We start from the raw sequence: 12,105 nt of genomic DNA, 5'->3' as shown, positions 1-12,105 counted from the left end.
TCCGGGTGACTCTGCGGGCAGGTGGTATCTGGCAGGGCCCGGACGTTCCATTCGTCCTGTCGGTGTCCTCGGCTCACCCACCGTTCACGTCTGCCCGGCCGTGCCCCGCGTGCATAGGGCCACGGCCGTGGCGGGCGTGGGGACGGGGGTCGGCCGTGGCCCGATCGGGTAGCCCATCCGGGGTCGCACTCGGGCGGGCCCGATGAGATGGTCGGCTGACGACGCACCGCGGAGAGGGACCAGTGCTCGTATCTCGACGGAAGAAACAGGGCGCGCGTCGCGCGCGCCCTGTGCCTGTGCGGGCGATCCATGAGTCGGTCGCGGTCCGCTCCGTCGCCGTCGCGGTGATGGGCCTCCTGATCGCGGCCCCTGTCGCGCTGTCAGCGCCGGCGGTCGTCGCGCCGGCAGGGCCGGTTGCCGTGTCGCCGGTGCAGGAGCGCACGGCCGCCCACCTGGCGGCCGCCCACCTGGCGGCGGTGCAGAAAGGTGTCCCGCCCGAGGTGAACCCGTTCGCCGCGCACCAGGCGCTCGTGCGGCTCCATGACCGTCTCGAGGCCGTGGAGGCGGCCACCGCGACGCTCGTGGGTCATCCGCTGGCCCCACCGGAGCCGGTCCAGAAGCTGCGCGCCACCCGACGCGTCGGGCCCGGCGTGCTGCCTCGTGCCGACATCGTTCCCGCCGCCGCGCAGACCCGGCCCGAGGCGGAGCCGCCCGAGGCGGAGCCGCCCGAGGTGGCGCCGTCCGACGTGCGGCCGCCGCGGGTCACGCCGCCCCGGGTCCCGCCGCGGCAGGTCGCGCCGCCGCGGGTCACGCCGCCGCTGTTCGCGCCGCCGCTGTTCGCGCCGCCGCGGGTCGCGCCGCCGCGGGTCGCGCCGCCGCGGGTCGCGCCGCCGCGGGTCGCACCGCCGCGGGTCGCACCGCCGCGGGTCGCGCCGCCGCGGGTCGCACCGCCGCAGTTCGCGCCGCCGCAGGTCGCGCCGCCCGAGGTGGAGGCGCCCGAGGTGGGGGCGCCCGCGGTGGAGGCGCCCGAGGTGGGGGCGCCCGCGGAGTGGACCCGAGCCCCGGAACAGCTCCCGCCGCGCGTCGAGGACGCTCGCGAGGAGGTCGTCGTCGGCGACCTGAGCACCGCGATCCGCGCGGTGGACGGCGTCGAGTCCGACGTCCTGCTCGTCGCCACGGACCTCGCGGACGGCTCGGCGCAGAGCGCCGCCCTGGCCCGTCAGCTGGTCCTCGCCGACCCGCACGTCGCCGCGCTCGACGGCGCCGTCGCGGCCGCGCACGCCGCTGCCGACGGCCGCGACGTCGTCACCGCCGCGACGGCCGCGGTCCAGGCGCGCGAGGCCGCCGCCGGTGTGACGAGTGCCGCCGAACAGGCTGCGGCGAGCGCCGACGAGGCGCTCAGGGCCGCCATCGCGCGCGCGGAGCTCCAGGCGCACTCGACCGACGGGTACACCAACGGCAACATCCCCCTCGAGGTGCTCTGCCCGGTCGAGTTCGTTCCGCGCCACCGTCTGCGCTGCGACGCGGCCGAGGCCGTCGCGCGGATGAACGTGGCGTACCGCCAGGCATTCGGGCATGACATCGTGATCACCGACTCCTACCGCACCTTCGAGGGCCAGGTGCGCACCAAGGCGGCGAAGGGGTCGCTCGCCGCGACGCCCGGCACCTCCAACCACGGGTGGGGTCTCGCGATCGACCTGGGCGACGGCATGGGCAGCTACCGCTCGCCGCAGTACGCCTGGCTCACGGCCAACGCCGTCCTCTTCGGATGGCACCACCCCTCGTACATGGACGAGGGGGGCCGCGGCCCTCACGAGCCGTGGCACTGGGAGTTCGGCACGGTCGACGACCGTGGCACCGGGACGTCCGTGCCGATCCTGGTGAACGGCGAGCCGAACGCCGCGACTCCGGTGGCCCCGGCGGAACCGGTCGCCACCGTCCCGACCCCGACTCCTACCCCCACACCGACCCCCACCCCGACGCCGACGCCCCAGCCCACGGGGACGGCTTCGGCGTCCCCGACCCCGAAGCCGACAGGGACGGCGACGGCAGGGCCGACACCGAGCCCGTCCGCCTCGCCGACGGGCTCGGAGAGCCCCGAGCCGAGCCCGACCGGGTCGACGGGCGCGACGCCCACCGAGTCCGCGACCCAGTCACCGGCCGAGTCACCGACTCAGGAACCGACCGAGGCGGCGGCCGGGTCACCGAGCTCACCGACAGACTCACCGACGGACTCCTTGACGAACTCGTCGACGGGGCCCGCCAGCGACGCCCCGACGGGGACCACCGAGGAACACACGAGGGACCCGGCCGGGGGCGAGCCCTCCTTGTCGACGGGCTGAGCCCTCCCGGCATGCCAGGACGGCCGGTCGGTCCGGCACGCGGTGCCGCGACGCCGGTCCGACCTCGCCGCCGTGCCGGGACGGCCGGTCGGTCCGGCACGCCCTGCGGTGACGGTCGGTCGGTCCGGGACGCCGTGCGGTGAGGGTCGGTCGGTCCGGCCCGCCGTCCGGGGACGCCCGGTCGGCCCGGCGTTGAGCCGTTGGAGGGGATGCCCTGGTGTTCCGGCGTGCACCGGTTACGCTTCCCGATCACCATGCCCGCTCAGACGACGTCGTCTCCGCCCCGGTGGCACACCCGCCTCCTTCGTCCTCACCTCCGTGCGTCCGCTGCCGCTGTGGCGGTCGTCCTCGCGGCAGTGGTGGCGCTCGCCGTGGCGGACCCCTCGGGTCTGCTCGCACCGGTCGGCGGCCGCGGTGTCCCGTTGCTCGGCACCGGCGGCGCCTACCGGTGGGCTCCGTTGCTCGTCGGCCTGCCGGTGCTGCTGGCGGGCACGGCGGTCCCCGTGGCCGTCGTCGTCCGCGCCGGCGGCCGGCGGGTCTTCGTGACCGTGTGGGTCGCGGCCGTCGGTGCCGGCGCCCTGGCCGCTGCTCTCACCGGCGTCGTCGCCGCGCTGCCGACGGTCGGCGCGCACCTGTCGCTCGGCTCGGTCCTGCGCTTCGCCTTCGCGACGAGCGGGTTCGCAGGGCTCAAGCTCCTGGTGGTGGGTCCCCTCGCCGGTGCGGCCGCAGCCCTGGCCGTGCGGGTGGGCCCGCGGAGCGAGGCCGGCACCCGTGGCCACGGCGACGCGGCGACTGCTGCCCACCGCGACGCGGCTACCTCTGCCCACGGAGACGCGGCGACCGCCGGCACCGGCGAGGCGGCGTCCGCCGGCACCGGCGAGGCGGCGTCCGCTGCCCACGACGACGCCGCTACCGCTGCCCACGACGACGCCGCTACCGCTGCCCACGACGACGCCGCTACCGCTGCCCACGACGACGCCGCTACCGCTGCCCACGGCGACGCCCTCGACGGCCTGCCGGACGAGGTCGACGCACCCCGTCCGAGGGACGGTGCGGCGTTCCCGGTCGCCGTCATGTTCGTGGTGGTGGCCCTCGCCGCCGTGGGGTTCGCGGGCACCACGTGGCGTGGCGGGCCGGTCGGCTACGCGTTCGCGGGTCCGCTCGTCGCACCGACGGCCGCCGCGGGCGTGCTCGGCATCGTCGCCGGGACGCTCCTGTTCGTCGGGGTCTTCGCGTGGACGGTCAGGGCGGCGCTGGGCCGGCTGACCGTCGGGGCCGGCCAGGTGGCGGTCCTGGTGTGGCTGGGCGCGGTCGTCGCCGGGGTGTGCCTCGGGGTCGTCGACGCCGTCGTCGCCGCACTGCCGGGTGCGGCACCCGTCGCGGACGCCGGCCCGGACAGCTGGTGGGCGGCCACGGCGTTCGTCGCCCTCGCCACCGGCATCGGCTACGGCGTCGCTGTCGGCCTTCTCGCGGCGGCCGTCACGGGCCTGGCATGGCGGTCGCGGGACCGGCTGCTGCCGCGCGCGCCGCACCCGCGGTCACGGCGGCTCGTCGGGGCCGGGCTCGCCGTGCTGCTCCTGGCGCTCCCGTTCGTCACCGGGGCACCGGCCTCGGCCGGACCGGCGCAGACGGCGGCACCGTCGCACACGGACGGACCGTCGCAGACCGCCGAGCCGTCCACGGGTGCCGCGCCGTCGGACGCCCTGTCGGACGCCCCGTCGGACGGCATGGAGCGGCTGCAGGTACTCCCGGCGCGGGAGCCCGGCGGCGCGCCGGTGATCGGTGACGCGACCGGCCGACAGGTGCTGCTGCGCGGCGTCAACGTGAACCAGCTGGTCGACTACTACCTCAGGGACCCTGCCGTCCCCGCGACGCAGCCGCTCACGGACGAGGACTTCGAGCAGATCGCCGCGATGGGCTTCAACGTGGTCCGTCTCGGCATGTCGTGGTCCCGGCTGGAACCCGCCCGCGGCGTCCTCGACGAGGACTACCTGCGAGAGGTCCGGCGGGCGGTGACGGCGGCGCGGGCGAACGGCGTCTACGTGGTGCTGGACATGCACGAGGACGCCTGGGGCAACGCGATCGCCCGGCCCGACGAGCGGTGCGGCGGGGGCACGTCGCCCACCACCGGCTGGGACGGGGCCCCGGAGTGGGCCACGATCACCGACGGTGCGCGGCACTGCCAGTTCATGGCCCGCGACCTCGCACCGGCCGTCGCCACGGCGTTCAGCAACCTCTACACCGACCGCGACGGGATCCAGACCGAGCTCGTGCGGACGTGGGCGTGGGTCGCGCGGGCCTTCGCCGACGAGCCCGCGGTCGCCGGGTACGACCTGCTCAACGAGCCTGGCATCGGTGCGAACCCGCCGATCAGCTCGGGCCTGCTGCTCGGGCGGTACTACGACGCGGCGATCGACGCGATCCGCGACGCCGAGACGCAGGCCGGTGGTTTCCCGCACCTCGCCGTCTTCGAGCCGAGCGTGCTGTGGTCCGGCCTGGCGTTCGACGTGACCCCGCCGCCCGGCTTCACGCAGGACGAGCAGCTCGTGTTCGCGCCGCACCCGTACAGCGAGTCGATCTCGATGGACCAGAGCCTCGGCTTCACGCTCGCGTCCATCGAGCGCAACCTGGCCGTCTCGTCGAGGGCGGCAGCGTCCTACGGTGCCGCGCTGTGGACGGGGGAGTGGGGCTGGTTCGGCGACCCGGACGTCGACGGTGCGAAGGTGCAGCGCTTCGTCGCCGCCCAGGACCGGCTCGGCATCGGCGGCGCGTTCTGGGTGTGGCGGCAGGGCTGCGGCTCGCCGGAGACCGGGTCCGACGCGACGTCGTCCGGCAATCTCGTGTCCGTCGACTGCGCCACCGGGCAGCTGACAGGACCGCCCGCGGGCTTCGCGAAGCCCCTGAGCCGGGCCTACCCGCGCGCCTTCCCCGGCCGGCTCGACTCCTTGACGTCAGGCGTGAGCGGACGGGACCTCGAGCTCGCCGCCACCGTCGAGTCGGACGACGTGGGCTGCGGGATCGACGTGTGGGTGCCCGGTGAGGCGTTCCCGCAGGTCCGGACGACGGGCGTCGGGAGTGCGACGACCACCAAGGTGCCGGGCGGGTGGCGGGTCAGCGGGTGCGCGGACGGCAGCTACACGGTGTCGGTCACGTCGTAGCGCGCGTCGCGACCCAGAGCTCCTCGGCCGGCCACCGGCGCGCCCAGTCCGCGGAGACGATCTCGTAGAACGCGTGGTCCTCGCGGCCGGCCGGGGCGTAGATCTCGTGCATCGCCTCCACCACGAACCCGGACCAGCGCAGCAGCCGCACCCAGTCGCCGTGCGAGGGGTGGAACTCGACCCCACCGCCGGGCCACTGCACCTCGTACGCCTCGCGCTGGCCGCGCAGCAGCCGTGCCCCGGCCACGCCCTCGTCGGCCGGTACGCACAGCGCGGACAGGTGGCTGTTGGTGAGGAACACGAGCCGGCCGCCCGGCCGCAGCAGGCGCGCCGCCTCGGGCAGCCAGCGCTCGGGGTCGCACCAGGCGGCTGCTCCGTGCTCGCTCACCACGAGGTCCGCGCACCCGGCTGCCAGCGGGACCTGCTGCGCGTCGCCCTGGACCAAGGGGAACGCGGGGCCCAGCCGTCGCTGCAGCCGCAGCGCCGTCGCCAGCTGCTCGCCGGACAGGTCGACGGCGACCGTGCGCGCTCCCGCGCGGGTGAGCCAGGCGGAGACGTAGGCGGTGCCGGCGGCCAGCTCCACCACGTCGAGCCCGCGGACGTCGCCCAGGACCCCGAGGTCTCGCTCCGGCACCGCGAACAGGCCCCACACGAACTCGGGACGGACCCAGAGCTCCTCGGCCGCTGCGTCGGTGAAGCGCTCGTTCATGACCGCCCACAGCGCCCGGTTCAGCGCGGTCTCGGTGGATCTGCCGTCGGGCACACGCCGACTGTAGGCCCGGGCGCGAAGGGGCGGCCGGACGCGGCGCGGCGAGGGACGAGGACCGTCGACGGTCAGCCGTCAAAACACGTCGCCGGCGGCCGATCGTATCGATACGATCGCAGGACGACGCGACGGTCTCCTCGGCCGCCGCGGACGTCCCCACCTGTCCCTCCGGTCCCGGAGTCCGCTGTGCCCAAGATCCTCACCGCCGGCCGCCCCTGGCGCGTCATCGTGCTGTTCGCCGTGCCGCTTCTCGTCGGCAACGTCGTCCAGCAGCTCTACCAGGCCGCCGACGCCCTCGTCGTCGGCCGCGTGCTCGGCGTCGACGCGCTCGCTGCCGTCGGTGCGACCGGCAGCCTGCTGTTCCTGCTCCTCGGCTTCGCGTGGGGCCTGACGTCGGGCTTCGGCATCCCGACGGCGCAGGCGTTCGGCGCGGGCGACGACCACGCGGTACGGCGGTCCGTCGCTGCCGGGACGCTGCTGTCGGCGGTGACGAGCGTGCTGCTCACCGTGGGTGCGCCCCTGCTCGCGGGCCCGGCGCTGCGGCTCCTGCAGACGCCCGAGGAGCTGCTGCCGCAGGCGACGACGTTCGCGGTGGTCAGCCTGCTCGGCGCCAGCACCATCGTGTTCTTCAACTACCTCGCGGCGATCATCCGGGCCATCGGCGACTCGCGCACCCCGCTGGTGTTCCTCACGGTCAGCTGCGTGCTCAACGTGGTGCTCGTGGTCGGGACGGTCGCGGTCCTCGGCACCGGTGTCGCCGGTGCCGCCCTGTCGACGGTGGTCGCGCAGGCCGCCTCCGTGGTGCTGTGCCTCGCGTACGTTCGCCGCCGCGTCCCCGTGCTGCACGTGCACCGGGACGACTGGCGGGTCAGCCGTGCCGACCTCGGCCGCCACCTGCGCCTCGGCCTGCCGATGGGGTTCCAGGCGTCGATCATCGCGATCGGCACCCTCGCCGTGCAGGTCCGCCTCAACGACCTCGGCGCGGACGCGGTCGCCGCGTGGACCACCGCCGTCCGGGTCGACGGGCTCGCCGTGTTCGTGCTCGCGTCCCTCGGCATCGCGGTGTCCACCTTCGTCGCGCAGAACCTCGGCGGCGGCCGCCCGGACCGCGTCCGGACCGGGGTCGTGCAGGGCTCGGCCATCTCCGTCGTGGTCGCGGTGGTGCTCGGCGTGGTGGTCGTCGTCGGCGGGCCGGCGATCGTCGGGCAGTTCGTCGGCGAGGGGGAGCAGCACGTCGTCGACATGGCCGCGCACTACCTGCACGTCAACGGGGTCCTGTACACGGTGCTCGGCGTGCTGTTCGTGCTCCGCGGTGCGCTGCAGGGTCTCGGCCACACCGTGGTCCCCACGGCGACGGGGGTGATCGAGCTCGCGTGCCGGCTGGTCGCGGCGGGCGTGCTCGGCGCCGCGTTCGGGTTCGACGGAGTGATCTGGGGCAACCCGCTCGCGTGGGTCGGTGCCGTGGTGCTGCTGGTGCCCGCGTACGTGTCCGCCTCGCGGCGGCTGCGCGTGGTCGGTGGTGTCACACCCGTGGCGGCTGCCCCCGGTACGGGACCGTCGGGCGGACCGCCTGCGACGGAGGCCCTGCTCCCCGAGGTGCTCCCGGCGCCCCACCCGGCACCGGAGCAGGTCGTCGGGCCGGCCACGGCGTCGCAGGGGGAGCAGGCAGGCAGGTAGCGGCCGGAGCCGTGAGGCGGGATGCCGCCCGGACCCCGACGTCCGGGACGGCACGGGCGGCGGGCGCGTCCGCCCAGGTGAAGCGCCCCCGAACCACGGACGGGACCACCTCGGCGCCGCTAGCCTTCCGGGCGGTACCCCGTCGCCGACCTGCCCGGGGCAGAGCCCTGAGGAGTCGCCGTGGTCCGCTACCTGCCGTTCCTGCTCGAGATGGGGATGCTCGTCTACTGCCTCATCGACTGCGTGCAGACGGACTCCGCCAGCGTCCGGAACCTGCCGAAGATCACCTGGGTCTTCCTCATCGTCATCCTGCCGATCGTCGGGGGCATCGCCTGGCTCGTCGCGGGCCGCCCCGAGCGGCCGGCGCGCCGGGTGCCCTGGCCGTCGACGGCCACAGCCGGGTTTCCGGAGTACGAGCGCCCGCGCCGCACGAGCCCCGACGACGACCCGGAGTTCCTCGCCGGGATGCGCAAGTCGGACCGGGACCACGAGGAGATGCTCAAGACCTGGGAGGCGCAGCTGCGCGAGCGGGAGCAGCGGCTCGCCGCTCCGGAGGACGAGAAGGAACCCCGCGCCGAGGGCTGAACGGGGTCAGCACGCTCCTCGTGCCGACCAGCGACGCGGCACACAGCACCACCCCAACGCCGAAGGCCTCGGCTTCCGTTGTCGATACGACAGGCCGGTACGCGGAAGAGGAGCACGGGTGGGCAGCTGGGAGCCGATGCTGGAGCGGGTGGTGCACGAGCGCTACCCGCGGCTGGTCACGCACGCGATGCTCGTCGCGGGCTCCGCGACCGACGCGCAGGACCTGGTGCAGGAGGCGTTGATCTCGACGTTCTCGGGCCGGGCCCGGTTCCGGTCGGTGGAGCAGGCCGAGGCCTACGTGCGCCGGGCGATCGTGTCGCGGGCGATCGACGAGTCGCGGCGCCGCGCGACCGAGTCGCGTACCTCCCAGCGGGTCGCCGGGCTGCCGGTCCCGCCGGTGGTCGTCGAGGAGCGCGGTCCGGGCGCGGACATGCTGCGGGCGCTGGCCACGCTCAGCCCCCGGGAGCGGGCCTGCGTGGTGCTGCGCCAGCTCGACGACCTGTCCGTCGCGGAGACCGCGGCGCAGCTCGGGCTCAGCGAGGGAGCCGTCAAGCGGTACACCGCCGACGGGATCGCGCGGCTCAACGCCGTGCTCGGGAGCACCGCCTCCACCGCCGAGCGGATGAACGTCCAGCAGGTCGACACCCAGGAGGTGCGTCATGGCAAGTGACCTCGATGGCCTGCTGGCACGGGCGGCGGGCGACCTCGAGCGGGCGGTCCCGGCACTGCCGGACGCCGCGCTGGGTCGCGTGCGCACCCGGGTGAGGCGCCGCCGCGTCCGGCGGCACGCCGTGGAGTCCGTGGCCGGCGTCGCGGGGGTCGCGGCCGTCGGGACGATCGCGTGGCTGGGTGCGGTGCGGGCGGCTCCCGCACCCGCGGAGAGCCCGACCATGACGGCGACGACGAGCCCGACCGAGACGCCGACACCCACGCCGACCCCGACGCCGTCCTCCTCGCCGACCTCGGACGTGGCTCCACCGACCGCGCCCGAGGACGACGAGGCGGGGATCGCGAAGGTGATGTCGCCGACGACGGGCGAGACGTGGCAGAAGCCCGTCGAGGACCCCGCCATGGCGCTCCGGCTCACGGGCTACGACGACCAGCGTGCGTTCCTCGTCGGTCACCGCGGCGACGCCTCGATCTACGCGCTGGCCCAAGACGATTCCCTGTCGAGGAGTGTCGAGGGCCTCTACGAGGTCGTGGGCGACCAGGTCACCCTCATCGAGTGCCCGGCGTCGGCGGACCGGTGCTCGTCGTTCTACGAGCCCGACCTGGCGGGCAGAGGGATCGCGGTCGACCGCACCACGCACTACGACTCGCTGACGGTGCCGACGGCGATCCGGGTGTCCGCGACGTTCGGCGTGACCCTGACGTTCGCGCTGGAGAGTGGTTGGGACAGCGTCTATGGGCACGCGCTGCTCCTGGTCGACCCCGACGTCGAGCCACGCACGCTGCGACAGCTGGGCGGGGGGAGGCTCGTCGAGCTACGGATGCCGGCCGCGGGGGTGGTGCCAGGGCTCACACCGATCCTCTACGCGTACGTCACGCCGGCGGGCGGCGCGTACAGGGTTGCCCCCGGCGACGTCGCGATGGCCGATCCCGCCGCGTTCCAGTGGGACGACGGCATGGTGCGCCCGGCGGGCTGGGAGGGCATGGGCGCGACGGCTCCCGGTGCCCGTCAGTGCGGCTGGTCGGACCTGGCGATCGAGTCCGGCCACGTCGACACCGACTGGCGCCCGGCGGGCACGGCGCGGGACGGCCGGCGCATCTATGTCCCCGTGCCGGGCGGAAACGCCGTCTCGCACGCGGTGTTCGTGCACGAGCGTGACGCCAGCTGGGGGCAGCCGGAAGGCGCCGAGGACATGGTGTACGGCGCGGAGATGTACCCGCTCACCGAGGAGCAGTTCCTCGACCAGCACTCGCTGTATGCCGTGCAGGGCCCCGACGGCGAGTGGCTGCTCGGCCTCCGGGCGGACGCCGCAGCCACCGTCTACGAGTGCGCCTGACCGGACGAGGAGCGCCCGCGGCCGTGGGATCACCGCCGCGGGCAGGACCCGTCGAAGCGGGGCAGCAGGCCGTCGTCGAGGAACCGCGTCGCTGACCGGAGCAGCCCGGACCCGCTCGTCAGGACGTACACCCCGGCAGGCAGCCCGTCGCCGTCGGGTCCGGTCGTGGACCCCACGAACGCGATCTGACCGTTCGCCCGCACCTCGGTGAGCATGAGCCGGCGGCCCGTGCGCCACCCGGCGGCGGCCCGCAGGAAGTCTCCGACGGACTCCCGCCCTCGGTACACGTGCGGCAGCGGCGGCATGGCGAGCCACCCGTCGTCGGCCAGCAGGGCGACGACCCCGTCGACGTCCCCCGACTCGAGCGCACGGGCGAAGCGGTGCGCCACGAGCGGGTCGACGTCGGGCTCGACGCGCGGTGCGTCGTGCCGGGCGAGCGTGGCGCGACCGCGCTGCAGCAGCCCTTTGACGACCGTGGGCGTCGTGCCGAGCATCGTCGCGATCTCCGACCCCGGGTACCCGAGCACGTCGCCCAGCACGACGGCGGCCACCTGCCGCCGCGGCAGCCGCTGCAGCGCCGCGACGAAGGCCAGGGCGATCGACTCGGTCGCGTCGTACCGGGCGGCAGGCCCCTGCGCGAGCGGCTCGGTGGGCAGCCAGACGTCCGGGTAGGGCTGCAGCCACGGGACGTCGGCGACCCGGTCGGGCGGCGGTGCGTCGAACGGCAGGACCACCTCGCGGGGCCGGCGGCGACCGGTGCGCAGCACGTTGAGGCACCGGTGGGTCGCGATCGAGTACAGCCACGTCCGCAACGACGCCCGTCCGGCGAACTCCGGCAGCCCGCGCCAGGCGGCCACGAGGACGTCCTGGAGGGCGTCGTCGGCGTCGTCGAGCGACCCGAGCATCCGGTAGCAGTGCACGTGCAGCTCGCGCAGGTGCGGTCCGACGAGCGCGGTGAACGCGTCGTCGTCGCCCGCACGGGCGGCGTCGAGCTCGGCGTTCGACGTCGTCATGCCCACGGACCGTACGAGATCGTTCCGACACGCGCACCACCGGTGTCGGTACGGGGGTCGGACCGACCCCAGGAGGAACCATGACCAGTCCCGCGCTGCAGACCGCCCTCGCCTACCACCGTGCCTGGAGCAGCCACGACGTCGACGCCGCGATGGCGCTCGTCGCCCCCGACGTCGTGTGCGACGCCCCCGCCGGCACCCTCGTGGGGCGCGACCGTTCCGCGCGTTCATGGGCCCGTTCGCGGCGATGACCACCCGCACCGAGGTGCTCGCCGCGTTCGGGGACGACGAGACGGCCGTCCTGCTCTACGACACCGGCTCGACACTCGTGGCGCACGCACCGGGGGCGGAGCGGGTGCACGTGGTGGACGGGCGGATCACGCGCATGACGATCGTGTTCGACCGGCTCCCGTTCGTCGAGGCTCGGGCCGCCGGGTGACCCGCACTGTCCGTTCCCGCACGATCTGCGCAGGTCCACGTCGTGCCGCCGACCGTGCGCCCGCCGCGACGCTAGGGTCGCGACTGACGGGCGCCGACAGGTTCCTGACCTGGGGCCGC

General features: G+C 75.1%; 10 protein-coding genes. 8 read left to right on the top strand and 2 right to left on the bottom strand.

Going from position 1 to position 12,105, the window contains the following annotated elements:
* The first annotated feature begins 296 nt into the window (after positions 1-296).
* Together ACVW07_RS07570 and ACVW07_RS07565 are read left to right on the top strand one after the other, a co-directional pair.
* Positions 297-2,342 (top strand): D-alanyl-D-alanine carboxypeptidase family protein, encoded by a 2,046-nt coding sequence (locus tag ACVW07_RS07570; RefSeq protein ID WP_456818633.1) that lies wholly within the window; start codon positions 297-299, stop codon positions 2,340-2,342.
* A 335-nt stretch (positions 2,343-2,677) separates the two neighbouring features.
* Positions 2,678-5,500 (top strand): glycoside hydrolase family 5 protein, encoded by a 2,823-nt coding sequence (locus ACVW07_RS07565; RefSeq protein ID WP_456818632.1) that lies wholly within the window; start codon positions 2,678-2,680, stop codon positions 5,498-5,500.
* On the opposite strand, the gene ACVW07_RS07560 is transcribed toward ACVW07_RS07565, so the two are convergent.
* Positions 5,490-6,263: a class I SAM-dependent methyltransferase gene (locus ACVW07_RS07560; RefSeq protein WP_456818631.1), complete on the bottom strand. Its 774-nt coding sequence runs from the start codon at positions 6,261-6,263 to the stop codon at positions 5,490-5,492. The genes ACVW07_RS07565 and ACVW07_RS07560 overlap by 11 nt on opposite strands.
* 189 nt (positions 6,264-6,452) lie before the next feature.
* On the opposite strand from ACVW07_RS07560, the gene ACVW07_RS07555 reads away from it, so the two are divergent.
* The 4 genes from ACVW07_RS07555 (at position 6,453) to ACVW07_RS07540 (ending at position 10,534) form a co-directional block, all read left to right on the top strand.
* A complete protein-coding gene (locus tag ACVW07_RS07555) occupies positions 6,453-7,943 on the top strand; it encodes an MATE family efflux transporter (RefSeq protein ID WP_456818630.1) in 1,491 nt (496 codons plus the stop codon).
* Positions 7,944-8,123: 180 nt separating this feature from the next.
* Positions 8,124-8,528, top strand: coding sequence for a PLD nuclease N-terminal domain-containing protein (locus ACVW07_RS07550; protein ID WP_456818629.1), 405 nt, complete (start codon positions 8,124-8,126; stop codon positions 8,526-8,528).
* Positions 8,529-8,646: 118 nt separating this feature from the next.
* Positions 8,647-9,198: a sigma-70 family RNA polymerase sigma factor gene (locus ACVW07_RS07545; protein ID WP_456818628.1), complete on the top strand. Its 552-nt coding sequence runs from the start codon at positions 8,647-8,649 to the stop codon at positions 9,196-9,198.
* Positions 9,188-10,534, top strand: coding sequence for a hypothetical protein (locus tag ACVW07_RS07540; protein ID WP_456818627.1), 1,347 nt, complete (start codon positions 9,188-9,190; stop codon positions 10,532-10,534). The genes ACVW07_RS07545 and ACVW07_RS07540 overlap by 11 nt, the downstream gene beginning before the upstream one ends.
* Positions 10,535-10,563: 29 nt before the next feature.
* Here ACVW07_RS07540 and ACVW07_RS07535 read toward each other — a convergent pair whose 3' ends face one another.
* Positions 10,564-11,547 (bottom strand): RNA polymerase subunit sigma-70, encoded by a 984-nt coding sequence (locus ACVW07_RS07535; protein WP_456818626.1) that lies wholly within the window; start codon positions 11,545-11,547, stop codon positions 10,564-10,566.
* A gap of 80 nt (positions 11,548-11,627) precedes the next feature.
* On the opposite strand from ACVW07_RS07535, the gene ACVW07_RS07530 reads away from it, so the two are divergent.
* On the top strand, positions 11,628-11,798 hold the full coding sequence (locus ACVW07_RS07530; protein ID WP_456818625.1) for a nuclear transport factor 2 family protein: 171 nt from the start codon (positions 11,628-11,630) through the stop codon (positions 11,796-11,798).
* On the top strand, positions 11,795-11,986 hold the full coding sequence (locus ACVW07_RS07525) for a hypothetical protein (RefSeq protein ID WP_456818624.1): 192 nt from the start codon (positions 11,795-11,797) through the stop codon (positions 11,984-11,986). Before ACVW07_RS07530 ends, ACVW07_RS07525 begins: the two co-directional genes overlap by 4 nt.
* Positions 11,987-12,105: the final 119 nt, after the last annotated feature.

This window comes from Cellulomonas sp. URHB0016, from assembly GCF_054057935.1.
This window is presented reverse-complemented; position numbering and strand designations above follow the sequence as displayed.